Here is a 26,769-nt window from a genome sequence, read left to right on the forward strand (position 1 = left end):
TGCCGACGCGGCGGCGCGTGCGCCGACCGGGGTCAGCGCGGCGCGTCGTCGTCGGCGTCGCCCCGGGCGGGGCCCTCCGGATCCTGCGGGGCGGTGGCGGGCCGGTCCGGTGCCGCCACCACGGGGTCCGGGGCGGCCCGGTCCTCCGCCGCGGGTTCGACGTCGTCACCGGAGAGCCAGCGCAGCCAGTCCTGACGGGGATCGCCCTCGAGGAGCAGGGCCCGGACCAGCAGCGTCAGCGGGATCGACAGGATCGCGCCGAGCGGGCCGATGACGAACGTCCAGAACACGACGGACACGAAGCTCAGGGTGAGCGAGAGCGAGACGGCGTCCGAGACGAACTTCGGCTGGACGAACACCTGCAGGACGACGTTGACCACGCAGTAGATCGCCACCACGGCCAGGGCGAGCTGCCACCCGCCCACGACGAAGGCCATGACCATGGGTGGCACGAGGCCCAGGATGAAACCGATGTTCGGCACGAAGTTGGTGACGAACGCCAGGATCGCCCAGATCGCGGCACCCGGGACCCCGAGCAGCGACAGCGCGATCCCGTCCACGACCGCCACGACCGCGCCGAAGGTGGCGTTGACGACGTAGTAGCGGCGCACCCCGCTGCTGAAGCGGGTGGCGCGCTCGATCGCGCCCGCACGCGAGACGCCGAAGTACCGGGGGGCGGTGGCGTACCGGCCGGCGTCGGCCGCCATGAACACCGCGTAGGCGAGCACGAAGAAGAACGCGGTCCCGATGCTCAGCGCCGTCCCGCTCACGCCGCCCGCCAGCGACAGGATGTTCGTCGGCCGCAGCCAGGAGGTGACCGCGTCGGCGATCTGGGTGTCCAGCCCGGCGGTGGCGAGCCAGGTCTCGACCTCGGAGACCGCGTCGCGGAGCTGCGGCACGAAGTCGCGCACCAGCGCGGCGAACCGGAAGCCGGACCACACCAGCATCGCCAGGAGCGCGGCGAGGATCAGGTACGCGACGACGATGACGGCGGTGGTGGCCAGCCAGCGCGGCCAGCCCCGCGCCAGCAGCGGGAACCGGACCGGGTGACAGATGATGATGATCACCGCGGCGAGGAACAGGGGGGCGATCACCTCGGCGGCCGCGTGCAGGCCGGCGAGCACCACGACGCCGCAGGCCAGGGCCAGCAGCGTGCGTGACGCCGGGGACGACGCGGGCCCGGGCCCGGCCGACCGGCGGTCGCCGTGCGGGGGAGGCGTGCTGCTGGCCGGGGAGCCGGGCGTGGACGTCACACGGCGACCCTAGCCGCGGGGTGTACTCTCCAGCCCGCCGCCGCGCCGTCCCGCGGTTATGCTGCAGTGAGACGGGGCGACGGCGACAGGGGGCGGTGGACGGTGCGCGGTGACGTGGTGCGGTACGACGCGATCAAGGGCTACGCGTTCGTCGCGTCCGACGAGCTGGACGAGGACGTGTTCCTGCACGTCAACGACCTCGACTTCGACAAGGCGCTGATGGCGGTCGGCACCGTCGTCGACTTCACCCACGAGATGGGCGAGCGCGGCCCGCGGGCGGTGAGCGCCTCGCTGATCTCCTCCCCGGTGGCGGACGCGGTGCATGCCGCGATGGGCGGACCGTCGCGAGACGGTGCCGCGCCGGCGAGTCCCGCCGCCTCGGGCGACCAGCACGACGGGTACGCCGACGTGCTCTCGACCGCCGAGCTGCGGTCCGAGGTCACCGAGACGTTGCTGTCGACGGTCGGCGACCTCACCGGCCGGCAGGTGCTGGCGGTGCGCTCCGCGGTCGAGAAGATGGCGCGACGCCACGGCTGGCTGGACGCCTGACGGACGTCGTCAGATCCACTTCTTCCAGCGGAACACGGCGAACAGGCTCACGCTGACGCCGAGCATGAGCACCAGCGCGACCGGGTAGCCCCAGGCCCAGTGCAGCTCGGGCATGATGTCGAAGTTCATGCCGTACACGGTGCCCACCAGGGTCGGGGCGAACAGGATCGCGGCCCAGCCGGAGATCTTCTTGACCTCCTCACCCTGCTGGATCGACACCTCGGTCAGGTGCGTCATCTCCTCGTTCTGCCGCTGGGCGACGAGGGTGGCGTTCACCGTGAGGATGTCGCGCAGCGCGACGCGGTAGGTCTCCACCGACTCGGCGACCTCCGTGAGGTGGTCGGCGACGTCGCGCAGGTAGGCCTGCAGCTCCTCGTCGACCTGGTATTTCTCGGCCCCCTTGGCCAGGGACAGGCAGACGCTCTGCAACGGGCGCACCGCGCGCTGGAAGTCGACGAGCTCGCGGGACAGCTCGTAGATGCGCCGCGACACGTGGGCGTCACCGGAGAAGACCTCGCCCTCGATCTGGTCGATGTCGTAGTCGAGCCCGGAGACGACCGGCGCGTAGTCGTCCACGACGCGGTCCATGATCGCGTACAGCACGGCCTCGGGGCCGCGGGCGAGCATCTGCGGCGTCGACTCGAGCCGGGCGCGCACGGCGGTCAGGTCGGGGGAGTCCCCGTGCCGCACCGAGACCACGAAGTCCGGTCCCACGAACAGGTGCAGCTCGGAGAACTCGACCTCCTCGATCGAGTCCAGGTAGCGCGCGGCGTGCAGGACGACGAAGAGCGTGTCGCCGTACCGCTCGATCTTCGGGCGCTGGTGGGCCTGGATCGCGTCCTCGATCGCCAGCGGGTGCAGGTCGAACTCCCGCGCCAGGGCGGCGAGCTCGTGCTCGTCGGGGCGCTCGAGCCCGATCCAGGCCATGCCGCCCGGCGTGGAGCGCAGCGCGCGGAACGCGTCGGCGAGCCGGGTCACGCTCGCGCTGCGGTGCCCCTCCTCGTCGTAGACGGCGGCGGCCACCATCGCGGAGCGCGGGCGGATCGGCGTCGGCGGGGTCGGGGTCTCCGCGGCGTACGGCGGCGTGCCCGGCGCGCCGGGACGACGCGGGCGCAGGGCACCCAGCATCTGGCGGGTACGGACGGAACGGTTGGAGCTGAAGGCCATGAGGGGACTCCCAGGCGTGCAGGAACGGTGGTCTGCGTGCTGGATCCCGCGACTGACGACGAGTGCGCCGTGCCGACGGCGTGGGGGAGCGGTGGCATCACCCGCCCGATGACGGACGGGTCGTGTCGAGCCGGGTCAGTCGCGGCTCGGACTACTGGGAGGCTCGCTGCGGGTCATGCGCGTACCTCCTTCACGTTCGGGCGGCGCTCGCGCCGCCGACTCCTGGCCGAGGTCAGTCTACTCCGGGCCTGTTCACGGTGCCCGAGCCGGGCGCCGTGGCATCGGTCACGCGTCAGCGCCGCGGGTCGCAGACCGTCATGCCCGCCCGGCTCGTGGTCCGCAGGTCCGGCAGCAGGCGGGCGGCGGTGTCCAGGTCGACCACGTCGTCGAGCAGGTCCTGGGGGCGCAGGGTGCGGTCGGCGACCAGGGCCATCATCGCGGGGTAGTCGGCGGCGGGCATGCCGTGCGAGCCCAGCAGGTCGAGCTCGAGCGCGATGACACGGTCCATCGGCACCGGGGGATGACCCTCGACGGCGGGCAGCAGCCCGACCTGCACGTGCCGGCCGCGCCGGCGCAGCGCGCCGATCCCCGTCGCGCAGGTCTCCGGGGAGCCGACGGCGTCGAGCGCGACGTGCGTCCCGCCGTCGGACAGCTCGTGGATCGCCGCCACCGTGTCGCCGCCGTCGGCGAGGAGCGTGTGGTCGGCGCCGGCCCGGCGCGCGGCCTCCAGCGCGGCCGGGTCGCGGTCCACGGCGATGACGCGGGCCCCGCGGGCGGCGGCGACCATGACGGCGCTCAGCCCCACGCCGCCGGCCCCGACGACGGTGACCTGCTCGCCGGCACGCACCCGGGCCCGGTGCGTGACCGCGCGGAACGCGGTGGCGAACCGGCAGCCCAGTCCGGCTGCGGTGGTGTCGGTGACGTCGTCGGGCACGGCGACGAGGTTGGTGTCCGCGGCGTGCAGCGCCACCAGCTCGGCCCAGGAACCGTGGTGGGTGAACCCGGGCTGGGTCTGGTCCGGGCACACCTGGGCGTCGCCGGCGCGGCACCAGGCGCAGCGCCCGCAGCCGCACACGAACGGCGTGGTGACCCGGTCCCCGACGCGCCACCGCTGCACCCCCGCGCCGACGGCGGCGACCGTGCCCGCGAGCTCGTGCCCGGGGACGTGCGGGAACGTGGTGATGTCGCCGTCGTGGCCGGCCCACCCGTGCCAGTCGCTCAGGCACAGCCCGGTGGCGTGCACCCGCACGACGACGCCGCCGTCGGGCGCGACGGGGTCGGGCAGCTCGCGCACGGTCACGGGGCCGCCGAAGGCGTCGTAGACGACGGCGCGCACCTCAGGCCTCCTCGGCCATCGGCCGGGGCGACGCGGCGCGGGGACGGGCTGCGGTTGGCATGTCGCGATGATCGCACGTGGGCGGACGGTCCGGTGGGGCAGTTCTCATGCAGCGCGCGTGCGGTCGCCCATCAGCTCGACGCCTGCTCCATCGAGCTCGTCGAGGAACGCGGCCCGGCCGGCCATCGCCATTACCAGGGCGAGCGTCGTACCGCGGACGACCGGACCGTCCCCGTGCCGGAAGGGAGAGTCGGTGGCGACCAGCTCCAGGCCGCGTGCGACACTGCGGCTGTCCACGGCGGCGTCCTTGGTCACGAAGAACTGCGCCACCTCGACGGCGGACTCGACGGACGGCCCCCCGACCAGGCCCAACGGTCGGCGCACGTCCTCGCCGTGCACGACGACCTCCCCCAGCCAGGCGCCGACGTCGCGGGACGGCGCCACCGTGCTCGCGGTGACGGCCCGGAACCGGGCCAGGGTCTCCGCGGGTGTGCTCCCGCGGTGCTCGGCCAGGCGGCGGGCGTTGTGGCGGTCCGGGTCGAGGCCGGCGCCGACCATGCTGCGCAGCCAGGCCCACCGCCCGAGACTCGCCCCGGCAACCAGGTGGGCGACGACGTCCTCGACGGTCCAGTCGCTGCACAAGGAGCGCGCTCGCCACTGCGCGTCGTCGACCTCGGCGAGGTCGTCGGCCAGCGCCGACCGTTCGGTGTGGACCAGCGCCCAGAGGCGCTCGTGGTGCGTCGTCACCCGCCTATCCCAGCGCATCGGCGGCGAGCGGGCCACTCCGGGGCGGCCGTCAGCGCGCGGCCGCCGCCGGGACCGGGGCCGGACGGGCAACGACCGCGCCGTGGCCGGCGACGTCGACGCCCGCCTGCACGACGCGGGTGACGCCGTCGGAGACCTCGACCGTCGAGACCGACGCGTTCGGCAGGGCTGCCAGCCGGGACGGCTCCACCGTCCACAGGTAGGCGGCCAGCGTCAGGCCGTGGCCGACGACGAGGACGTGCTTCCCGTCGGCGCGACCGGCGCCGGTCGCGCCGCCGTCCGGCGCCGCGTGGGCCGCGACGATGCGCGCGAACACCGAGCGCACCCGGTCCATGAAGTCACCGCCGGACTCGCCCCCGCCGACACCCGGGTGGGTGCCCGCGAGCATGGCCGGGACGAGCTCCGACCACGGGACCTCGGCGTCGAGGGTGCGCTCCGGGCGCCGCTCGAAGCTGCCGAACGACAGCTCGCGCAACCCCTCCTCGATGCGGAGCCGGTGGCCGGGGTGGTGCTGGAGGATCTCCGCGGCGGTCTGGACGGCGCGGCCCTGCGGGGAGGAGTAGACCGCGTCGAAGGACCGGTCGGCCAGGTGTTGCGCCGTGACGCGGACGCCGGCGCGGCCCGTCCGTGTCAGCGGGGAGTCGCAGGCGCCCTGCAGGTGACGTCGGGCGTTGAGCGTCGTCTGCCCGTGGCGGACGAGCGTGAGCGTGAGGGTCATCGTCGGTGTGACCTTTCGTCGGGTGTCTTCCTCCTCGACGGTAGGGCCGCGGGGTGGACCGCCGGTGGCCGGCCGGTGTACGCGCGCCGGCGGTCCGACGGCGGATGCGTGGCGCCTGTCCCTCAGGGCGTGACGACGATGTTGCCGACCTTGCGGCCGGTGTCGATACGTGCGTGCGCGGCGGCGACGTCGTCGAGCCCGCCGACGGACTCGACGACCGGGTCGAGCTCCCCGTCGGCGAGGAGGCGGAGCAGCTCCGCGACGTCCTCGGGCTTCTCCGGTGCCGGGCCGGAACGGACCCGGCCGAACGAGGTGATCGTCTGGCCGAACGTGCCGGTGACGAGCAGCAGGACGCCGTTCTCGGTGAGCAGGCGTCGTCCGGCCCGGGTGCTCAGCGCCCCGACGACGTCGACCACGACGTCGTAGCGGCCGGTGAGCTCGTCCACGGCAGTGGTCGTGTAGTCGACGACGTGCTGGGCGCCGAGCCGCCGGACCAGGTCGAGGTTGGCCGTGCTCGTGACACCGGTGACCGTCGCGCCGAGGTGGCGGGCGAGCTGGACGACGCTCGTGCCCACCGCGCCGGAGGCACCGACCACGAGCACCGTCGTGCCGTCGGTGACCGTCGCCCGGCGCGTCAGGTAGTGCAGGGCCGTCGTGCCGCCGAACAGCACGGCCGCGGCGTCCTTGTGGCTGACGCCCCCGGGCTTCGGGACGGCCCGCTCGGCGGGGACGACGACGAGCTCGGCGTGGGTCCCCATCCGGCCCCCGGTCATCCCGGCGATCTCGTCGCCGGGGGAGAGGCCGGTCACGTCCGGACCGACCGCCTCCACGACGCCGGAGTAGACGCCGCCGAGGATCGGGCGGCGCGGACGGCGGAGGCCGAGGCCGAGCCGGGCGAGGAGGCGGAACCCGGCGGGGAACCGCGACCCCCGGATGCGGGCGTCGGCGACGGTGACCGCGGCGGCCCGCACGCGGACGAGCACCTCGCCCGGTCCCGGAACCGGATCGGGGACGTCGTCGACGTGGACGACGTCGGGCGGGCCGTACCGCCGGGCGACTGCTGCGCGCATGATCTCTCCTGACAGGTGTAAGGCTGGTGGCTCCACTGTAGGCTTACAGCTGTAAGAACGGCAAGGGTCCAGGGAGGATTCGTGGCACGCACGACGCTGAGCAGCACGAAGATCGTCGAAGCGGCGGTCCAGGTCGCCGACGAGGGCGGGCTGACGGCCGTCAGCATGCGCAACGTCGGACGACGTCTCGGCGTCGAGGCGATGTCGCTCTACCACCACGTCGCGAACAAGGAGGCGTTGCTCGACCAGCTCGCCGACTGGGTGTTCACCCGGATCGCCCTGCCCACCGTCGGCGACCCGTGGCGACCGGCGATGGCGGCCCGGGCCGAGTCGGCGCGAACGGTCCTGGCGGCGCATCCCTGGGCCCTCGGCCTCGTCGAGTCACGGCGCACTCCCGGCCCCGCTCTGCTGCACCATCACGACACCGTGCTCGGGTGCCTGCGTGCCGGCGGCTTCTCCGTCGTGCTCGCGAGCCAGGCCTTCGCGGCCATCGACGCCTACGTCTACGGGTTCGTCCTCACCGAGCAGAGCCTCCCGTTCGAGGCCGGTGAGGACGCCGGGGAGTTCGTGGCGGCCGTCGACCTGCCGCTGGCGGAGTACCCGCACCTGGCCGAGATGGTCGGCGAGCTCGTGGTCGGCGGCGACTACCGTTTCGCCGACCAGTTCGACGATGGGCTCGCACTCGTCCTGGACGGCCTCGAGCGGCGGCTGGCCGACGCCTGATTCCGAAGGAACCCGTCCGCCGCCGGGGGTTCCGCACGGCGGTCCGCGAGGTTACGGTTCCCGGGTCGGGCACGTCGACGAGGGGCCAGGGGCATGGACGATCTGATCGGACCGCGCTACTACGACCTGGACGGCATGCCCATCTCCCAGGCGCGCTGGGCCGTCATGTGGCACACGGCCGAGCGGCTCGTGGCGCAGACGCTGGTGGGCGCCGACTACGTCGTCGAGGTCCGCTGGGTCGGTGTCGACCGGGAGGAGGCCCGGCACGAGCGCCCGCTGATCTACCGGGTGACCGTGCACCCGCTGGGGTACGTGCTGCCCGCGGGCGCCGACGACGACAGCCCGGTCTCGCTGCTGCTCACCGACGAGACGACGCACGAGGAGTCCTACCCCGACCGGGCGACGGCGATCGTCGGCCACGACCTGCTCGTCGACTCCGTCCGGCGTGGCCTCGCCGCGGCGTCGTTCGGGACCAGCGGGTGCGTCCCGTTGCGCGACCTGATCGCCGAGCCGCCCCTGGCGGCCTGATCCCCGCGAGTCAGGACGTCCGGCCGCGAGTCAGGACGATCGGCGGCGAGTCAGCGCACCCGCACCGACAGGCAGGTCACGCACCCCTCGAGCTTCTCGAACTCCGTCACCGGTGTGGTGACGACGTCCAGGCCACGGTCCCGGAGCAGGTTCGCGGTGCGCGGCGCGCTCGCGGACAGCAGCACCGTGCGGTCATCGAGGACGACGACGGCGTTCCCCTCGGGCTCGGGGACCGGCACGAAGCGATCGAACAGCTCGGGAGCCTCGACCAGCGGCTCGTGGCCGATGACGGTGCCGTCCGGCAGCGCGGTCACTGCGCTCTTGAGGTGCAGCACCCGCGTCACGGGCACCGGCACGACCCGCCACCCCCGCGGCTCGAGGAGCGTGCGGAGCTGCTCCACGCCGTCGTCGTCGGTGCGGCTGCTCCGCCCGACGTAGACCGTGCGCCCGACCTTGAGGACGTCGCCGCCCTCGAGGGTGGCGGGTGCCTCGATCGCGGCGACGTCTAGGCCGAGCGACTCGACGACAGGGCGCATGCTCGCGACCTCACCCCGGCGCGACGCGGTCCCGGGGCGGGTCAGGACGGCGAGGTCGTCGAACACCACGACGGCGTCCTCGACGAAGACCCCGTCCGGGTGCTCGTCGGCCGCCGGGAGCTCGTGGACCTCCCAGCCGCGGGTCCGGAACCCCTCGACGTAGTCGTGCCACTGCCGGCGGGAGAGCTCGGCGTCGACAGGGACGCGGTCGAGGTGGGTCAGCTCACCCTCGGCGAGACGGGGTGACGGTGGGCGGACGAGCAGGGTGCCGGGCATGAGGCGACCGTAGCGTGCCGCCGCCTGGCCGCTGACGCCACGGGCGGCGTGGCGCCGCACGGGTGCACGTCGTCGAACTGTCGTGCCGGCGTTCTGCCATCTGCAGCGTAGAGACGCTGCTATCTGTAGCGTAGCGAGCCCTCGTCCAGCCTGGATGGCGGCCTGAGCTGCGGAAGCGTCGACCACGACCGGGTACGGCCGGATCATCCGACGTGGCTGCCGATCCGCAACGAGTTCGACCGCCCCGCCAACACGCCGAAGCATCGCGACGTTCGGTACTGGCCACCCAGCGTCCCGTCCGCCACGATTCTTCTCGTGACCCGCACGTTCCGGTGACGGGGCGAGCCCTCTCCGTCCGACGCCTTCCGAAGGAGCATCAACGACCATGGCGACACGCCTGGCCGGTGGCCAGTCCCTGCTCGACCGACTCCCTGGCCGGGAGGCGCTGCTCGAGCAGGACGTCCGGTTCCGTCCGCGCTGGTGGACGGCGCGCGTACCGGCGTCGGGGTGGCTCGACGAGCTGCCCGAGGACCCGGACGGTCGGGAGTACCGCCGGATATCGCGCGGTGGGGTGCTCGCCGCCGCCGACGGCTCCGACGACTGGGAGGCGTGGGCGCTGCTGGCGGCCGGCGTGTGGAGCGCGGGGGACCGGGCCCTCGTGGCGAGCCGCGGCGCGCGAGCCCTCGGCGGAACGGATCCGTCCGCGCTGCTGTCCCGGCTGCGCCTGGCCGCCAAGCACCTCGGGACTGGTCGCGGAGCCGTCGACGCCTACCGCGCGATGCTCCGGGGTGGGTCGGCGAACGTGAAGCACCTCGGCCCGACGCTCGCCACCACGTTCCTGTACGTCGCGGACTTCGGTGCCCGGGGGACGGTGCGGGGCGGTGACGCGCTGATCCTGGACCGGTTCGTGGTCCGGGCACTGAACGACCTCCACGGGTGGTCGGTGCCCGAGGACGGTCCGTGGACCGCCGACCTGTACGCCCGGTGGCTCGACGTCGCCGCGGAGCAGGCGTGGCTGGCCGCGATCGAGCTCGGCCGCACCGTGCGGGGCGACGAGGTGCAGCACGCGTACTTCGAGCATGGCAAGTCGCTGACGTAGGAGCACGTCAACCGGGTGAAACCGGACGCGTGCTCTGGTCACACGTCCGGCAGGTCGGCAAGGATCACCCCATGGTGTCCTCCTTCGGCTGGCTCGACGTCGATGCCCAGCAACGGCAGAAGATGCTCGAGGTCGTGGACCTCTTCCGGGAGCAGGGCACGGTCGACGACCTCGGGGTCGGCACCATCCGCGACGCGATCTCCGACCTGCTCTTCCCTGGCACCTCCGTGCTGCACACCCGGCTGAGGTACGTGCTGTTCGTCCCGTGGCTGATGCAGCGGGCCGCCCACAAGAGCAGCCCGACGGAGATGAGTGCCGAGTTCCGACGCCTCGAGTTCCGCCTGATCACGAGCCTGATGGCGGGCGGTGAGACTCAGGGAGTCATCGGGAACCGTGCGCGGACGAATCTGAAGCAGCTGCCCAGCGCGATGTACTGGTCGGCGCTCGACGCGTGGGGCGTCCGCGACGTCGCGACGGCCGACGCGTACTTCCGCCGGATGCACGACACGCGCGCCCTGCAGCGCCGCACGGCCGCGACCGACGACCCGGAATCCCGTGCCTTCGTCCCGGCGTCGGGGATCGACCAGCACCTGCCGCCGGCACCGGACGAACTGCTGAACGCCACGGGTCTCGCTCTCGCACCGGCCGAGGAGCAGTACCTCTCCGACCGCATCGCGGCGTCGACGCGCGGTTCGATGCTCGCCTGGCTCGTCCACCACCCGCCGGGCGAGCTCCCGCGGCGGGTGTGGGACCTCGAGCATCTCGACGAGGCCCCGGAACACCTCCGCGTCGCGGTCGACCACGCCCGCCGCTACAGCCTGGCGATCCACGGGGCAGCGCTCCTGTACAACCTGCTCCTGGCCGAGGCCTCCGAGCAGGAGGAGCTCGTGGAGGCCTACCGCGACGCGCTCGGTGACTGGCGCTCCGAGCTGGAGGCGACCCGGGCGCTCGTGGGCTGGGACCGCGCCGACTTCTGGGCCACGGTCCACGCCAGCAACCCACGGGTCCGCGCGGTGACACGCGCCTTCGTGGATCGATGGCTCGACCTGATCGCCGCGCACGACGGCGTCACCGACAATGGCGAGGCGCGCACCCTGGTGAGCACGCGGGAGAAGAGCATCAAAGGCGGCCGTGCCCGCCTCCTCAACCAGTCGGCACTGGACCGGTGGACCGGCGCGAGCGGCACCGGCCGCCACGACTTCCGCTGGCTCGTGGCGCGGTCCCACCTCGAAGACCTCTACAGCGCCCGCGGGATCGAGGTGGCGGCCTGATGCTCACGCCCCAGACCCGCGTCATGCTCACCGACGCCTTGCGTCCGCCCGCCGGCTACCGGGTCGACACCGCCGTCGGGACCTCCTACTCGCTCGATCTCACCGCCCTGCTGCTCGCGCCGCTGTCGTTCGCGCTCTACGACCACTCCGGCGACGACGTCCTCGCCGTCGACCCGGTCCGCCTGCTCGAGGCGGTGCGCCGGCACACCGCCCGCACCACCGTGTTCTGCCAGGCCGGCGGGATCCACGTCCCGGCGGCCTACCGCCCGATCCACACGTTCGTCGAGGACAGCGTGCTCGAGGTGATGCCGCCCGAGGGACGCACGCTGTTCCACCCCAAGGTGTGGGCGCTGCGGTTCGCCGGACCTGACGGAGCCTTCTCGCACCGCGTGGTGGTGCTGAGTCGGAACCTGACCTTCGACCGCTCGTGGGACACCGCACTGGTCCTGGACGAGTCCGACGGCGGCACGATCGAGGCGGCATCGGCCGCGGACTTCCTGCGGGGACTCCCCGGACTGGCGCTCCGCGAGCTGCAGCCCGACCGCGCCGCCCAGGTCGACGACCTGGCCACGACGCTGGCCCAGGTGAGCCTCTCGCCGCCGGAGCCCTTCACCGGCGGCCGGCTGCTGCCGATCGGTCTGGCGGACGAGCCGGTGTGGCCGTTCCCGGAGGAGGCGCGACGGCTGCTCGCGATCAGCCCGTTCCTGACCCGGCACGCGGTGCGCCGGCTCGGCGCGCTGAGCACCGACCGGGTGCTCGTCTCCCGCCCCGAGTCCCTGGAGCTCATCGGTTCGCAGGCGTTGGCGGGGTGGGAGGCCACCGTGCTGCAGCGCCTGGCGGAGGTCGAGGCCGGTACCGACGTCGACGCACCGCCGTCGGCACCCGACGAGTTCGCCGTCGGCGAGGGCCTGCACGCCAAGACGTTCGTGCTCGACATGCCGCGGTCGCAGTCGATGACCGTGACCGGCAGCGCCAACCTCACCGCGGCGCCCTGGGGCCGCAGCGTCGAGTTCGACGCCGTCCTCACCGGCCCGACGGCGCGTTGCGGCGTGGCGGCGACGCTCGACGGGTCCGACGAGGCCCCCGGGCTGCGCCGGATGCTTGCCGAGCACGCGGTGTCCACGGCCGAGGGCGCCGACGACGCCGCGATCGAGACTTCGTACGCCCTGGAGGCGTTCCACCGGGCGCTCGCGGTGGGTGGGCCGGTCCTGCACGTCGAGCCGCTCGACGACGAGCGAGTCCGCGCCACGCTGACGCTGACCCTGCCGGACGACATGCCGGGCGAGACCCGCGTCTGGCTCGCCTCCCTGCCCGGGGACGGCCAGTCCCGGACCCTGGCCGACCAGGTCGAGTGGACCGTCGCCCCGTCCCACGTCATCCCGTTCGTCGCCGTGGAGACCACCGCGGGCAGCGGCGACGCCCGCGCCACGCGGCGCTGCGTGATCAAGGCGGACCTGACCGGCGCGGTGGACTCGCGCCGGCAGGACGCCGTCGCCTCGGTCCTGCAGAGCAAGGCCGACGTGCTGCGCTACCTCGTCCTGCTGCTCGGTGATCACTCGTACGACGCGTTGTTCGCACAGCTCGCCGGCGTCGACGGTGCCGGTTTCCACGACGGGTCCGGGCAATCGGTCGAGGACGTCGCGCTCTTCGAACCGCTGGTGCGTGCCACCGGCCGTGACGAGGACGCCCTGGCGCGGGTGGCCAGCCTCGTCGAGGAGCTGCGCGAGCTCGACCGCGCCGAGGACCTCGTGCCGGACGGTTTCGACGAGCTGTGGGACGTGGTGTGGCAGGTGCACCAGGAGGGACGCGCATGACCGAGACCCGGCCCGACGTCGAGCGCACGCTGGCGAGCCTCAAGGACTTCCAGCGCGCCACCGTCGAGCACGCCTTCCGGCGCCTGTTCACCGACGAGGACGCCACCAAGCGGTTCCTCGTCGCGGACGAGGTCGGGCTCGGCAAGACGATGGTCGCCAAGGGAGTCATCGCCCGGGCCGTCGACCACCTGTGGGACGACCCGGACCGGCGCATCGACATCGTCTACATCTGCTCCAACAGCCAGATCGCCCGGCAGAACCTGTCCCGGCTCAACGTCGTCGGCGGCACCGAGCTGCGCCACGCCGATCGCCTCACCCTGCTGCCGCACGTCATCCGGGACCTGCGCCGGAGTCGACTGAACTTCGTCTCGTTCACACCGGGCACCTCGTTCCAGGTGAGCAGCACGGGCGGCAAGGCAGAGGAGCGGGCGCTGCTGTACCAGATGCTCGCCAAGAGTCGCGGCGGCGAGTTCACCCGGCGCAACGCCTGGAAGAAGTTCTTCCAGGGCTGGATGAGCCTTGAGAACTTCGAACGACGCCTCGCCACCGTCGACCGCGACGACCTCGACGACGAGCTGTGCCGGTCGCTGGACGAGGAGATCGCGCAGGCCACCGGACCCGGCGGTGGACCGCTCACCGCCGAGTTCGAGGCATGCGTCGACGAGTTCGCCTACCGTCGCCGCCCTGCCGAGGGCGAGCTCGCCCGGCGCCGGGACCGGCTCGTCGGCACGCTGCGCCAGCTCGTCGCGCGCGCGTCCGTCGAGCACCTGGAACCGGACCTGGTGATCCTCGACGAGTTCCAGCGGTTCAAGGATCTGCTCGACGCGGGTGCCGACGACGAGGGGGCCGGACTGGCGCACGCCGTCTTCGACCACCCGGACGCCAAGGTGCTCCTGCTCTCGGCCACGCCGTACAAGATGTACACGCTGCCCGACGAGCCCGAGGGCGACGACCACTACCGGGACTTCACCCGCACTATCCGGTTCCTCGGCGGCGACGAGCGTGCTGCCGTCGTCGAACGCGAGCTGCGCACCCTGCGCGCGGAGGTTCTTGCCGGTGGCGACCCCGACCGCGCCCGCGCCGCCCGCGACCGCGTCCAGCACGAGCTGCGTCAGGTCATGTGCCGCACCGAACGGCTCGCCGCGACGCCCGACCGGGACGGCATGCTCTGCGAGAAGCCGCTCGACGTGCGCCTCACGCCCGACGACCTGCGCTCCTGGCGGACCTTCGACGACGTGGCCCGGCAGATCGACCGGCACGACGTCTTCGAGTACTGGCGTTCCACGCCGTACCCGCTCAACCTCATGGAACGCGACTCCTACCAGGTGCGGACCCGGTTCCAGGCAGCCGTCGAGCGGGGCGACCCGGACGTCGCCGCGGCGCTCGCGCAGGCGACCGGGCTGTTGAACTGGGACGACGTGCGCCACTACCGGGCGATCGACCCGGGCAACGCCAAGATGCGCGGGCTGGTCAGCGACGTGCTGGACCGCGGTGCGTGGCGGCTGGCGTGGGTGCCGCCGTCGCTGCCCTACTACGCCCCGGCCGGGGCGTACGCGGATCCCGCGCTGCGGTCGTTCACCAAGCGGCTCGTCTTCTCCGCGTGGGCGGTGGTGCCCAAGGCGGTCGCGGTGATGATGAGCTACGGCTCCGAGCGGCGCGCGATGGAGGCGTCGTCGGGCGACACGCCCGCGGCCGGCCGGCCGCGGCGACGGTACGACGACCGTCCGGTCACGCCGCCGCTGCAGTTCCGCATGACCTCCGGTGACGATCCGCGACCGGGAGCGATGTCGACGCTCGGGCTGCTCCACCCGTCCCCGGTGCTCGCTCGGCTGGGGGACCCGCTCGACGTCGCCCGTGAGTTCGGCTCGCTGGACGCGGACGCGCAGGCGGTGCTCGACGTCGTCCGCGGACGTCTCGAGCCATTGCTCGCCGCGTTGCCCCCGGGCGGTGAGAGCGGTGACGTCGACCGGCGCTGGTACTGGGCCGCCCCGATGCTGCTCGACCTGGCGGGCGAGCACGACGACGGAGCGTTCTGGCATCTCCTCGCCGACGGCGACGACGACCGCCACGACGACGGGTCCGCCTTCGGCGCGCACCTGCGGCTCGCGCAGCAGGTCACCGAGCTCGAGCTGGGCCGGCGGCCCGCCGACCTGGCGACGGTGCTCGCGCAGATGGCGGTGGCGGGCCCGGGAGTGTGTGCGTTGCGGGCGCTGTCACGGGTGACCGGTGGGGAGCGGGCGCTCGGTCATCCGGTGATCCGGCGCGAGGCGTTCTTCGTCGCCCAGGGGCTGCGGTCGCTGTTCAACAAGCCGGAGATCGTGGCGATCCTGCGCGCGGAGGACGACGAGCGCTACTGGCGTGCCGTGCTCGACCACTGCCTCGACGGGGTGCTGCAGTCCGTCCTCGACGAGTACGCGCACGTGCTGGTGGAGTCCGAAGGCTTGCAGGAGGCGCATCGGCTGGAGCGGGCCGTGACGATCTCGGACGTCATGACCGAGGCGCTCACGATCCGCGCGGCGACGAACGTCGTCGAGCAGGTGCGGGTCGCCGACGGCCGGATCGCGCTCGACGAGCACCGCATGGCGAGCCACTTCGCGGCTCGGTACGGGCGGGCAGCGACCAGCGAGCAGACGGCGGTGCGCGAGTCGACGGTGCGCGTGGCGTACAACTCGCCGTTCCGGCCGTTCGTGCTGGCCTCGACGTCGGTGGGGCAGGAGGGCCTGGACTTCCATACCTACAGCCACGCCCTGGTGCACTGGAACCTGCCGAGCAACCCCGTGGACCTCGAGCAGCGCGAGGGGCGCGTGCACCGGTACAAGGGGCACGCGGTGCGCAAGAACGTCGCGGACGACCACGGCGGGGCCGTGCTCGACGGCCTCGACGGCGGCCTCGACGGCGATCCGTGGGCGGGTGTGTTCGCCGCGGCGTCACGGGCGTGCGCAACCGACGGGTCGGACATCACGCCGTACTGGGTCTACGCGCGCGACGGCGGAGCCGCGATCGAGCGGTACGTCCCGGCGCTCCCGCTGAGTCGCGAGAAGCAGCACTACCGCCGGCTCCAGCGCACGGTCGGGGCGTACCGGATGGTGATCGGGCAGCCGCGCCAGGACGACCTGCTGCAGTACGTGGGGGAGAGCGGGGCCGATGCCTCGTGGCTGCGCGTCGACCTCACGCCGGAGCCGGTCGAGGTGCCTGCGGCCGACGGCAGGGCGCCGGCCGCGGACCGGCCGGTGTTCGACCCCGTCAAGGACGAGCCGCCCGTCCTGCCGGACCCGTGGGGGAGCGGCGAGCCCGTTCTGTGGTCGCAGGTGCTGTACGACGGTGGGCTGCTCGCGATCAACGTCCGGGAGGGGCGCGGAGCGACGCCGACCGAGCACCGGGACATCGCACGCCGTGCCGGGTACGGCGACGGGCGTGGCGTCGCCGGGACGCGGGCGACGCGCGGGACCGACGGCGGCCTGTGGCTGACGTTCATCGGTCGCACGGAACTGGAGGCGAGCGCGCACGCGCTGGGCGTGGACCTACCGGACGAGTTGGCGTGGTGAGATTGTGCCGCGAGGAGACGGTGGGCCCGACTGATCCACCCCACCGAGTCATGGCTGCTGAGTGGTGTCCGGGCGATCGTGTTCGGGTGAAACTAGCCCGAGACATCCATCAACGACTGATGGCTGCCACCTGGGACTATAGGGTCGGTACGTGGAGCGACGAATTGTCAGGAGGCGGAAGTGAGCGAAACCGTGGCCACGCTCGCCAACCCCATCCTCAACGGCCCGTATGACGCTCCGGAGGCGCACTTCGAACTGGGGCCACAGGGCCCGACCGGTGTGGTGTTGCCGGGTCGACGTCGCAGTGAGTCGTTCGTTCCCATCGCTCGGGCAAAGAAGCGGGGCCGCAAGCCGGCAGAGAACGTCCACCAGGACTCGTTCGACCTGGAGCTCACCGGAGAGCGGGTGGACAGGAACGACCTCATCAACGACATCCGACGTGAGGTCGAGCTGTGGCGGCTCCATGGCTACTCGCACGTCACCCCGGCTACCCGCACGCTCCTGGAGCATTGGGCTGACGAAGGCAGGGAGAACCGGGTCCTCTTCGGCCAGCGCGAGGCGGCAGAGACTGCGATCTACCTCGCCGAGGCGGCTGGCCGCGCGGGCAACACCGACTGGCGCAAGCCTCTCGCCGGTGCGAACGCTGAGTACAACGCGGGCCTGCCACGTGTCGCGCTCAAGATGGCGACCGGCTCGGGAAAGACCGTCGTCATGGCGATGCTCATCGCTTGGCTGACGATCAACAAGGTGATGAGCCCACGCGACGGCCGGTTCGCCAAGCGGTTCCTCATCGTCGCGCCCGGCATCACGATCCGCGACAGACTCCGTGTGCTGCAGCCCGGCGAGCCGGGCAACTACTATGACGCCCGCGACCTCGTGCCGGCCCAGTACCAGAAGGCGCTGCGTGAGGCACAAGTCGTCATCACCAACTACCACGCGTTCCAGCAGCGGGACGCGAAGGAGATCAAGGGCGTCGCCAAGTCGACGCGGCAGATCCTGCTGGGGGGCGCCGCATATACGCAGGACGATCCCTTCCGTGAGACGCCGGACGCAGTGGTCTCGCGGGTCCTGCGAGGCTTCACGCTTCCCGCCGGCAAGAACCGGAAGTCGCTCGGCAGCGAGATCGTCGTGTTCAATGACGAGGCTCATCACTGCTATCGGTACAACCCGGAATTGGCGGAGAAGCTCTCCAAGGACCAGGAGGAGGCCAACAAGGAGGCTGGCACCTGGTTCACGGGCCTTGAGTGGGTCATGAAGCGCGTCGGTATCAAGACCGTCTACGATCTCTCGGCGACGCCTTTCTACATCTCTGGCTCGGGGTACCGGGAGGGACTGATCTTCCCGTGGGTGGTCAGCGACTACTCGCTCATGGACGCGATCGAGGCCGGGATCGTCAAGGTGCCGCGTACCCCGGTCGACGACGACGCCCAGGACGACCGCGTCACGTACCTGAATCTGTGGGACCACGTCGGCAAGATCTTGCCGAAGCGCAAGACCGCCGACGCCCGTCCGGGCACGTGGCAGCTGCCGGGCGAGCTTGAGGGGTCGCTGCGTAGCCTGTACCGGTCGTACGAGAAGACGTACGCGCACTGGCAGGAGCACCTGTCCGTGCTGGGCGAGCCTCCGCCGGTCTTCATCGTGGTCGCCAACAACACCCTCGTGTCCAAGCTGATCTACGACTGGATCGCCGGCGGACCCATGCTCGACGGCGATGGCGGAGTCCCGGTCAAGCCCGACGGATCGCCGCTCGCCTACCGCAAGGGCAATCTCGAGCTCTTCAGCAACGTCCAGGAGGGCAAGCCAACCGGCCGGCCGCCGTCGATCCTCATCGATTCGGTGCAGCTCGAGTCCGGCGAGGCGCTGAGCAAGGAGTTCCTCACCGACGCCGCGGACGAGATCGACGCGTTCAAGCAGGAGTACCGCCGTCGCTACCCGGGCGCTGATGTCGACGCGATCGGTGAGGGTGACCTACTGCGCGAGGTGATGAACACCGTCGGCAAGAAGGGCAGCCTCGGGGAGCACGTGCGATGCGTCGTCTCGGTCTCGATGCTCACCGAGGGCTGGGACGCGAACACCGTGAGCCACATCCTCGGCGTGCGAGCCTTCGGGTCGCAGCTCCTGTGCGAGCAGGTGGTGGGCCGCGGCCTGCGCCGCCGCTCGTACGCACTCAACGACGAAGGCCGGTTCGAGCCCGAGTACGCAAGCATCTACGGGATCCCGTTCGCCTTCATCCCCTCCGACAAGAACCCGCCGCCTGCCGACCCGCCCAAGCCGGCAACCGAGGTGTACAGCGTCGAGGGGCGCGAGCACCTGCGCATCCGGTTCCCGCGGCTCATCGGCTACCGCCTCGAAGTGCCGGACCAGCTACCCTTCCTCAATGACTCCCAGGATGTCCCGCGCTTCACGGTAAGCCCGGAGACTGTGCCCGGCTGGGTTCAGGCCGCGGGCGTGGCCGGCGCGAGCGAGCAGGACTCACTCACCGACGACGAGCCGATGCGATTGCAGGAGGCCGCCTTCGCGACCGCGAAACGGCTCGTCGAGAACCAGATGAAGACCCCAGAGGGCGACCGCCGCCCATGGTTCTTCCCGGAGCTCTCCCGCATCTGCCTCGACTTCCTGACGCGATACGTCGACATCGCTCCGAACTACCGCAATGCTCTGCGTCTCGCCGAGGTCCAGCTCAGGCTCGCGGACGCCGTCTACGAGGCGATCACCCGGCAGGTGGGCGATCGGCGCCCCCGGATCCGCGCCGTGCTTGACCCGTTCGATCCCATGGGCGACACCGGGGACATCGCGTTCCAGACCCGCAAAGCGGTTCGGGTCACAGAGAAGTCCGAGGTCTCGCACGTGGTGCTCGACGGCAAGGACGGCAACACATGGGAGGCGGAGATGGCCGCCGTCTGCGAGTCGATCGGCGACGTCGAGGCCTACGTGAAGAACGAGCGTCTCGGGTTCACCATCCCCTACGTCCACAAGGGTCGGTCGCACCAGTACATGCCTGACTTCCTGCTGCGCTTGAAGCGCCAGGACGACGACGTGCAGCGCTACCTCATCGTCGAGATATCCGGGGGTCAGAAGAGCCCCGGGCCGACGCAGACGAAGGCAGCCACCGCGCGCAACTCCTGGTGCGCGGCCGTGAACAACCACGGCGGGTTCGGCCGCTGGGGGTACATCGAGTTCACAACCATGGCCGACCTGTTCGGCCAGGTGAAGGACGCGATCGCCGCCCTGTACGACGACGCCCCGATCGTTGGCGACCCCGACCTGCTGGACTACACCCGCAACGACCCCGCACACCGAGAGGCAGCCTGACGTGCCACCCCGCAAGAAGGCCTCGGCGGCCCCCATCCCGGTCGAGTCGATCCAGTACCCCGACAAGCGCGTGAACATCCCGACGGCGGACGCCCAGGAGTGGGTCCGCGACGAGCACAAGGACGTCCCCCAGGTCGTTCTTGACCGAGACCCGTCGCTCGACCCGCAGCTTGTGTGGCGCGGCAAGTACGACGACGATGTGACCGAACTGGTCGCGGACGCGCCGCCAATCTACATCCAGGAGAAGATCGACGCGCGCGTCCTCGTGGAGAACCTCCGCAAGACGGCCGCCGCCGGCGCGCCCGAGCCGGAGGCCACGCTCTTCGACGCGTTCGACGGACTCGACGAGCTCGACGCCGTCGACTTCTACGAGCACCAGGCCAACTGGTCCAACCGCATGGTCCTGGGTGACTCGCTCCAGGTCATGGCTTCGCTCGCCGAGCGCGAGTCGCTGCGCGGCAAGGTCCAGATGATCTACATCGACCCGCCCTACGGCATCAAGTTCGGCTCGAACTGGCAAGCGTCGGCGCGCAAGCGTGATGTCAAGGATGGAAAAGTCGAAGACGCGGCCCGCGAGGCTGAGCAGATAAAAGCGTTCCGCGACACATGGGAACTCGGGATTCACTCCTACCTTTCGTATCTGCGGGATCGGCTGACGATTGCCCGCGAATTGCTGACAGCGAGTGGCAGCCTGTTCGTTCAGATCGGTGACGAGAACGTACATCTCGTACGATCCTTGATGGACGAAGTTCTCGGTGCCGAGAACTTCGTAAGTCAGATCACCGTCCAGAAGACTGGTGGCGCGGGCAGCTTTGCAGGAGCGACTGTCACGCTCGCTGCGGTGAACGATTTCGTAATCTGGTACGCGAAGGATATTGACTCAGTCCGATACCGGCAACTGTTCCGGGACAAGGGTGCGGATGACAAGACAGTGGCGGCATATCGCTTGCTCGTGGGCGAGGACGGCCAGATTCGCTCCGCATCTCGGGACGAATTAGCCAAGCCATCGTCGCGTCCTGCCCAATTGACGATCATGACTTCGCAGACGACCCGAGTCGGACAGACGACGATTTTCCCAGTCCAGATCGGTGATTCTACCTATCTGCCATCAACGGGCGGATGGAAAACCAATCGCATGGGCATGGAGAAACTCAAGGCGGCGCGCCGATTGGCGCCCTCCGGGCGCACGCTCCGCTACGTTCGTTTTCTCGACGACTTCCCGGTGACATATCTCACGAACCTGTGGACGGACGCCTGGGCGGGATTCGGTGAGGACAAGTCTTACGTCGTGCAGACGAACACCAAGGTCATCGAACGCTGCATGCTCATGTGCACCGACCCCGGTGATCTCGTCCTCGACCCTACGTGCGGCTCCGGCACAACCGCCTACGTGGCAGAGCAGTGGGGCAGGCGCTGGATCACGATCGACACGTCGCGCGTCGCGTTAGCGCTCGCTCGCCAGCGCATCATGGGCGCGAAGTTCCCGTACTACCTGCTCGCCGACTCGCAGGCAGGCCGCGGGAAGGAACAGGAGGTCACCGGCAAGCCGATCCCCCCATCGCAGGTCAGCGATGACATCCGGCACGGGTTCGTCTACGAGCGAGTGCAGCACATTACGCTCAAGTCGATTGCGAACAATCCAGACATCGTCGAGGGCATGTCTCGCGCAGAGATTGATACGGCGATCAAACGTCACGCGGATTTCGAGTATCTCTACGACAAGCCGTACGAGGACAAGAACCGCGTCCGCGTGTCCGGCCCGTTCACGGTCGAGTCGCTCTCTCCGCATCGGTCGCTTGCCTTCGAATCCACAGCCGAACCCGGGGCGGAGGTCGAGGCAACGCGCGATGCCGACGCTCAGACGTTCGAGCAGACCATCCTCGAGAACCTCGCCAAGGCCGGAATCCAGAACGGCGCCAAGGCCGAGCGCATCGAGTTCGCAACGCTGGACCGGTACCCCGGCACCTACGTGCAAGCGGTGGGCGAGCGCCGCGCTGCCGACGACGCGCCCGACGCCGCTCCCGCGAAGGTGGCGATCGCAGTCGGGCCGCAGTACGGCACGGTCGACCAACAGCTCATCAAGCAAGCCGCGCGCGAGGCGCTGCGCGCCGACGACGTTGACCTGCTGTGCGTGCTCGGGTTCGCGTTCGACCCGCAGGCGATGGGGCACGCGACGGACGACGCGGTGACGTTGGAGACCGACGGTGGGTTCACGCACGTCGCCGAGCGGTCGGTGGGCCGAGTGCAGGTGCTGTTCGTCCGCATGAACGTCGACCTGCTCATGGGTCAGGACCTCAAGAAGACGGGCGCTGGCAACCTCTTCACCGTCTTCGGCGAGCCAGACCTCGAGCTCCACCAACAGGAGGATGGGAGGCTCGCCGTCGAGTTGCACGGCGTTGACGTCTACGATCCCACGACCGGTGAGGTCCGCTCGGACAACTCCGACAAGATCGCCCTGTGGATGATCGACACCGACTACGACGGTGAGTCGTTCTTCGTCCGCCACTGCTACTTCACGGGTGGCAACGACCCGCTGAAGCGACTCAAGACGGCGTTGAAGGCCGAGATCGACGCCGATGCATGGGCCATGATGTACGGCACGGTCTCGCGCCTGTTTGACAGGCCGAAGTCGGGCCGGATCGCGGTCAAGGTCATCAACGACTATGGCGACGAGGTCATGAAGGTCTTCGAGGTGACTGGCGATGTCTGAGTCAAAGAACCTCCGAGACGGCTTCGACTCGGCGATCCCGCAGAGCACTGAAGACGTCGAACACGCTCTTCAAGGAGGCCTGCTGAGCCTCGACGCGAACGTCCTCCTGAACTTCTATCGGTACACACCCACGGCGCGCACGGCGTTGTCCGCCGTGTTCCAGGCCGCCGGCGACCGCGTCTGGGTCAGCCACCAGGCTGCGCGCGAGTTCTGGAGGAACCGCTTCAAGACGATCGACGACCGTGACCACGCGGTCTCGCAACTTCGCTCGGCCCTGGACAAGAACGCTCGCGCTTCGCAGGCGGCGATCGACGGCTGGGCCAAGCAGACTGCCGTCTCCGACGATGTCCGACAACGCGTCGAGAAGGCGATCTCCGACGGGTACAGGGTGGCCTCTGGCTTGCTCGAATCGGAGGCGGAGGAGGACGGCACCGTTGCCTATGATGCCGCCCGGGACGACGTCCTGCTCGCGCTCGAGGATCTCCTGCGCTCACGCGTCGGCCCCGCGCTGGCGCCCGACGACCGCGCCGCTGCTGTCCACGAAGGCAACCGCCGCGCTGAGGCGGGCATTCCTCCCGGCTTCCGTGATGCCGACAAGGCCGAATCGGGTGGCGAAGACGGCGCCGCCGGCGACTACCTCGTGTGGCTCCAGTCGATGGACGAGGCTGTACGGCGCGACCTTCCGCTCGTCATCGTCACGGGGGACGAGAAGGAGGACTGGTGGTGGAAGCACCGATCCGTGCACCTGGGGCCCAGAAGCGAGCTCGTCGCGGAGTTCGCCCAGCGCTCCGACCGCGGTCTCTTCATGCTCCGTCCGAGACAACTCATCGACTTTGCCTCGGCGCTGAGTGTCGAGGTCCCGAGCGGAGCCGCCAGCGACGTCGAGCGTGCCGACGCCGTCTCGTCTTGGACACGCGAAGCGGTGGACGAACTGCTCGCTCGCCTTGAATGGGAAGGCAAGGAGCAGGCCGAGATCATCCGCTTTGCCGCCACCAACGGCGGGTCGATCGAACGCGAGAAGATCTACGAACTTTGCGGCTACGACGAAGACCGCATGCTTCGCGGGTTCAGCAGGCCCGTTTCAAGGATCACCAAGGATCTCCAGAAGGAGGGGATGGCTCCCGTCAACCTGCCACCGATGCTCGAGCCGAGATTCGGTGGCGGTGTCATTGCACTCCGCTACGTCATCCCTCCAGAAGTCGTCGGACTCCTGGAGGGCGACGACTCGGACTCCGACGACTAGACGATGCCTGCCTACACCCCCGCCCAAGTCCAGGCGATCGCGAGCCAGGACCGACCGCTGCAGATCATCGCGTGCGCCGGGTCCGGCAAGACGCAGGTGATCTCACAGCGGATCGCGGAGCTCCTGCGCCGTCCGGATGTGGCACCGGCGAACATCGTCGCGTTCACGTTCACAGAGAAGGCGGCGGCCGAACTCAAGGAGCGCGTGCTCGGCATCGTCGGCGCGGACGGCGGCGACACCACAGGCCTTGCCGAGATGTTCATCGGCACCATGCACGCCTTCTGCCTCGACCTGCTGCAGACGTACGTGCCGGAGACGTTCAAGTTCTCTGTGCTGACCGAGATTACGCAGCGCCTGCTCATCGACCGCAACAGCAAGAGGTCCGGCCTGACGGTGACCCCCGCCGTCGTACAGGGCCAGACCAAGTATCTTCGGCGGTACGTGAACTCCCGCCTGTACGCTCAGGTCCTCTCCGTTCTGGCTGAGGACGACGTGGATGAGGCGCTCGTCCCGGACAAGGTCCTCGAGTCGCAGTTCCTCTACAAGAGCCTGCTCGCACAGCATGCCTACTTCGACTACACGTCCATGCTTGAGGTCGCGGTGGAGCTGCTCGAAGTGGACCAGGACGACGAGCAGGCGGCCGCGCTGCTCGCGCACGTCCGGGACACCGTCCGCTTCGTCGTGGTGGACGAGTATCAGGACGTCAACCCACTCCAGGAACGCCTCGTCGACGCGCTTATCAGATTCGGCGCGAACCTGTGCGTCGTCGGCGACGACGACCAGACGATCTACCAGTGGCGTGGTTCTGCCGTGTCCAACATCCTCACGTTCGCCGACCGGTACGACGATGTCGAGCAGGTGACGCTCGCCGACAACTTCCGCTCGACCGCGGGCGTCATCGCCGTCGGCCGCATGGTCGCGGAGAGCATCCCCGCGGGCCACCGCCTGGCCAAGCAGATGCAGCATGCCTCCCACCAGCAGTGGCAACGGGGTGACATCCTGGCGCTCGACCACTCCACACAGGAGGACGAGGCGGCCGCGGTCTGCGACCGGATTGAGGCACTGCGCGGTATCCCGTTCGTGGACTCCCCTGGGTCGGACCCTCGCGGCCTCTCCTGGTCCGACTGCGCCGTCCTGCTGAGATCGGTCGCCCGCGACGCCGGGCCGATCGTTGATGAGCTCGACCGGCGCGGGATCCCATACGTGGTCAAAGGCTTGTCCCGGCTCTTCGACGCGCCGTCGGTCCAGGCCGCGAAGGCGATGTTCCAGTACGTCGTCGACTCGACCTTCACCGCCGACGACCTCCGAGCCGCGTGGGAATCCTCCCGGCTGCTCGAGCCTGGAACCGACCTCACGCCCCTCCTGCGCGTCCTCGACGCGGGCAGTGACTTCGAGCGTGGGGAGCGCTGGGGAACCTACAACATCCAGCGGCTCTACCTGGACGCGCTGGAGGCCCTGAAGATCCGGGAGGACACCATCCCGGGGGACCCGGTGCATGCCGAGCTCGCCTTCTATCAGCTCGGCAAGTTCTCACAGGTGATCTCCGACTTTGAAGAGATCAACTTCTCGTCGAGCCCGGCACAGAAGTACCAATCGTTTGTCGACTGGCTGACACACCAGGCTCCGGATTACTACGACGACTCTGACGCGGACGTCGGCTACGCCCAGCCCGATGCCGTGGTCATCTCCACCGTCCACCAGGCCAAGGGTATGCAGTGGCCCGCAGTCTTCGTGCCCTGTCTGCGGCGGAATCGTTTCCCCGGCAAGCGTCAGGGCGGCCTCAACCTGTTCCACGTCATCCCCCAGGCCGCCGTAACCGACGCCGACCGCTACAAGGGGACCGAGGAGGACGAGCGGCGCCTCTTTTACGTTGCTGTCACTCGTGCCCAGAAGTACCTGACGATGTCGTTCTCACCCGGCGCGTCGTCGATGTACCGGAATCCGTCCGTCTTCATGCAAGAAGTGCGCTCCGTCGCGCACGTTTCCACGGCGGAAGCGCGCGTGCTCGAAGGTGTGTCTCGGATCGCTCCGCAGCCCAAGGTGGAGACGCCTCAGGTCACGCTTTCGTTCTCGGAGTTGAAGTACCTGTTCGACTGCCGGTACCAGTTCAAACTTCGCTTCCTCTACGGTTTCAACCCGCCCATCCATGAGGCGCTTGGATTTGGCAAGGGCCTGCACGATGCGCTCGCCGAAATGCACAAGCGCGCCCTGACCGACGACCTGGTTGGTCACGATGACGTCGACGGACTCGTGAACCGGCACTTGCACACCCCCTACGCATACCCAGCACTCCGCGAGCAGCTCGAGAAGTCGGCACGAAAGTCCCTCGACCGGTATCTAGACCGGAACGGAGACGATCTTCCGCGCACTTTGCACTCCGAAAAGCAGGTCCAGGTCCATGTCGCACCCGGCATCACCGTCGACGGGCGCATCGACCTCATCAAGCGTCTCGAGACCGACGAGGTGTCGATCGTCGACTTCAAGTCGACGGACCGCGCGCAGCCGGAGGACGTCACGCGCGACCAGCTCCACGTTTACGCGGTTGGGTACCAGGAACTCACAGGCGAGAACGCTGACCTTGTTGAGATTCTCAACCTTGACGAGGACGGAAAGAGCGTCCGCGAAGGGGTCGAGGGTTCGCTGCTGGATGACATCACCGAGAAGATCCGCGATGCTGGCGAGGCACTACGAAGCAACGGCCTCCCGAGGCTGCCGGTGTGGTGCGACACCTGCGCGAAGTGTGACCTCGTTGCTCTTTGTCGCGATCGGCCTTCCGTGTGAGCAGTCGCGGCCAGGGAGGATTCATGGCGAAAAAGACATCGAATCACTGGCCGAGGAGGCGCGCAGCGGGTGC

At 70.0% G+C, this 26,769-nt stretch carries 18 protein-coding genes; 11 read left to right on the plus strand and 7 right to left on the minus strand.

The genetic code is table 11. From position 1 onward, the window contains the following. Positions 1-32: 32 nt before the first annotated feature. Positions 33-1,253 carry an AI-2E family transporter gene (locus Q6349_RS07980; protein WP_304603598.1) on the minus strand — a complete coding sequence of 407 codons (1,221 nt, stop codon included), beginning with the start codon at positions 1,251-1,253 and terminating at the stop codon, positions 33-35. 114 nt (positions 1,254-1,367) lie between these two features. Here Q6349_RS07980 and Q6349_RS07985 point away from each other — a divergent pair, with 114 nt between their 5' ends. Then, positions 1,368-1,802 (plus strand): cold-shock protein, encoded by a 435-nt coding sequence (locus tag Q6349_RS07985; RefSeq protein ID WP_304603599.1) that lies wholly within the window; start codon positions 1,368-1,370, stop codon positions 1,800-1,802. Between the two features lie 9 nt (positions 1,803-1,811). On the opposite strand, the gene corA is transcribed toward Q6349_RS07985, so the two are convergent. From corA to Q6349_RS08010, 5 genes are all read right to left on the minus strand, one after another. Beyond that, on the minus strand, positions 1,812-2,969 hold the full coding sequence (gene corA / locus Q6349_RS07990; protein WP_304603600.1) for a magnesium/cobalt transporter CorA: 1,158 nt from the start codon (positions 2,967-2,969) through the stop codon (positions 1,812-1,814). A 292-nt stretch (positions 2,970-3,261) separates the two neighbouring features. Then, complete coding sequence (locus Q6349_RS07995) at positions 3,262-4,305, minus strand: alcohol dehydrogenase catalytic domain-containing protein (RefSeq protein WP_304603601.1); 1,044 nt, start codon at positions 4,303-4,305, stop codon at positions 3,262-3,264. A gap of 105 nt (positions 4,306-4,410) precedes the next feature. After that, complete coding sequence (locus tag Q6349_RS08000; RefSeq protein WP_304603602.1) at positions 4,411-5,052, minus strand: maleylpyruvate isomerase family mycothiol-dependent enzyme; 642 nt, start codon at positions 5,050-5,052, stop codon at positions 4,411-4,413. Between the two features lie 49 nt (positions 5,053-5,101). Then, positions 5,102-5,788: a histidine phosphatase family protein gene (locus Q6349_RS08005; RefSeq protein WP_304603603.1), complete on the minus strand. Its 687-nt coding sequence runs from the start codon at positions 5,786-5,788 to the stop codon at positions 5,102-5,104. 122 nt (positions 5,789-5,910) lie between these two features. Continuing rightward, the gene (locus Q6349_RS08010) at positions 5,911-6,858 is read right to left on the minus strand and encodes an NAD(P)-dependent alcohol dehydrogenase (protein WP_304603604.1); all 948 of its coding nucleotides are present in this window, start codon (positions 6,856-6,858) and stop codon (positions 5,911-5,913) included. Between the two features lie 81 nt (positions 6,859-6,939). On the opposite strand from Q6349_RS08010, the gene Q6349_RS08015 reads away from it, so the two are divergent. Further along, complete coding sequence (locus Q6349_RS08015; RefSeq protein ID WP_304603605.1) at positions 6,940-7,581, plus strand: TetR/AcrR family transcriptional regulator; 642 nt, start codon at positions 6,940-6,942, stop codon at positions 7,579-7,581. Between the two features lie 93 nt (positions 7,582-7,674). After that, entirely contained in the window at positions 7,675-8,109 is a 435-nt protein-coding gene (locus Q6349_RS08020) for a hypothetical protein (RefSeq protein WP_304603606.1), read from the plus strand. Between the two features lie 50 nt (positions 8,110-8,159). Here the strand turns inward: Q6349_RS08020 and ddaH are convergent, their stop codons facing one another. Continuing rightward, positions 8,160-8,921 (minus strand): dimethylargininase, encoded by a 762-nt coding sequence (gene ddaH, locus Q6349_RS08025; protein WP_304603607.1) that lies wholly within the window; start codon positions 8,919-8,921, stop codon positions 8,160-8,162. 385 nt (positions 8,922-9,306) lie between these two features. On the opposite strand from ddaH, the gene Q6349_RS08030 reads away from it, so the two are divergent. The 8 genes from Q6349_RS08030 (at position 9,307) to Q6349_RS08065 (ending at position 26,696) form a co-directional block, all read left to right on the plus strand. Continuing rightward, complete coding sequence (locus Q6349_RS08030; protein WP_304603608.1) at positions 9,307-10,020, plus strand: hypothetical protein; 714 nt, start codon at positions 9,307-9,309, stop codon at positions 10,018-10,020. Positions 10,021-10,091: 71 nt separating this feature from the next. Next, the gene (locus tag Q6349_RS08035; protein ID WP_304603609.1) at positions 10,092-11,291 is read left to right on the plus strand and encodes a DUF6361 family protein; all 1,200 of its coding nucleotides are present in this window, start codon (positions 10,092-10,094) and stop codon (positions 11,289-11,291) included. Further along, on the plus strand, positions 11,291-13,105 hold the full coding sequence (locus Q6349_RS08040) for a phospholipase D family protein (RefSeq protein WP_304603610.1): 1,815 nt from the start codon (positions 11,291-11,293) through the stop codon (positions 13,103-13,105). Before Q6349_RS08035 ends, Q6349_RS08040 begins: the two co-directional genes overlap by 1 nt. After that, on the plus strand, positions 13,102-16,650 hold the full coding sequence (locus Q6349_RS08045; protein WP_304603611.1) for a helicase-related protein: 3,549 nt from the start codon (positions 13,102-13,104) through the stop codon (positions 16,648-16,650). Before Q6349_RS08040 ends, Q6349_RS08045 begins: the two co-directional genes overlap by 4 nt. A gap of 180 nt (positions 16,651-16,830) precedes the next feature. Beyond that, positions 16,831-19,962: a BPTD_3080 family restriction endonuclease gene (locus Q6349_RS08050; RefSeq protein ID WP_304603612.1), complete on the plus strand. Its 3,132-nt coding sequence runs from the start codon at positions 16,831-16,833 to the stop codon at positions 19,960-19,962. A 1-nt stretch (position 19,963) separates the two neighbouring features. Next, positions 19,964-22,672, plus strand: a complete 2,709-nt coding sequence (locus Q6349_RS08055) for a site-specific DNA-methyltransferase (RefSeq protein ID WP_304603613.1) — start codon at positions 19,964-19,966, stop codon at positions 22,670-22,672. After that, positions 22,665-23,915, plus strand: coding sequence for a PIN-like domain-containing protein (locus Q6349_RS08060; protein ID WP_304603614.1), 1,251 nt, complete (start codon positions 22,665-22,667; stop codon positions 23,913-23,915). The genes Q6349_RS08055 and Q6349_RS08060 overlap by 8 nt, the downstream gene beginning before the upstream one ends. 3 nt (positions 23,916-23,918) lie before the next feature. Beyond that, complete coding sequence (locus tag Q6349_RS08065) at positions 23,919-26,696, plus strand: ATP-dependent DNA helicase (protein ID WP_304603615.1); 2,778 nt, start codon at positions 23,919-23,921, stop codon at positions 26,694-26,696. Positions 26,697-26,769 lie beyond the last annotated feature (73 nt).

The sequence above is a fragment of the Isoptericola sp. 178 genome (assembly GCF_030586525.1).
Classification (GTDB): Bacteria; Actinomycetota; Actinomycetes; order Actinomycetales; family Cellulomonadaceae; genus Isoptericola; species Isoptericola sediminis.

Excerpts from the sequence above, each read along its gene's own strand:
- corA (WP_304603600.1), bottom strand. The coding sequence starts at position 2,969 with ATGGCCTTCAGCTCCAACCGTTCCGTCCGTACCCGCCAGATGCTGGGT.
- Q6349_RS08005 (WP_304603603.1), bottom strand. The coding sequence starts at position 5,788 with ATGACCCTCACGCTCACGCTCGTCCGCCACGGGCAGACGACGCTCAAC.
- Q6349_RS08010 (WP_304603604.1), bottom strand. The coding sequence starts at position 6,858 with ATGCGCGCAGCAGTCGCCCGGCGGTACGGCCCGCCCGACGTCGTCCAC.
- Q6349_RS08020 (WP_304603606.1), top strand. The coding sequence starts at position 7,675 with ATGGACGATCTGATCGGACCGCGCTACTACGACCTGGACGGCATGCCC.
- ddaH (WP_304603607.1), bottom strand. The coding sequence starts at position 8,921 with ATGCCCGGCACCCTGCTCGTCCGCCCACCGTCACCCCGTCTCGCCGAG.
- Q6349_RS08030 (WP_304603608.1), top strand. The coding sequence starts at position 9,307 with ATGGCGACACGCCTGGCCGGTGGCCAGTCCCTGCTCGACCGACTCCCT.
- Q6349_RS08035 (WP_304603609.1), top strand. The coding sequence starts at position 10,092 with ATGGTGTCCTCCTTCGGCTGGCTCGACGTCGATGCCCAGCAACGGCAG.
- Q6349_RS08040 (WP_304603610.1), top strand. The coding sequence starts at position 11,291 with ATGCTCACGCCCCAGACCCGCGTCATGCTCACCGACGCCTTGCGTCCG.
- Q6349_RS08045 (WP_304603611.1), top strand. The coding sequence starts at position 13,102 with ATGACCGAGACCCGGCCCGACGTCGAGCGCACGCTGGCGAGCCTCAAG.
- Q6349_RS08060 (WP_304603614.1), top strand. The coding sequence starts at position 22,665 with ATGTCTGAGTCAAAGAACCTCCGAGACGGCTTCGACTCGGCGATCCCG.
- Q6349_RS08065 (WP_304603615.1), top strand. The coding sequence starts at position 23,919 with ATGCCTGCCTACACCCCCGCCCAAGTCCAGGCGATCGCGAGCCAGGAC.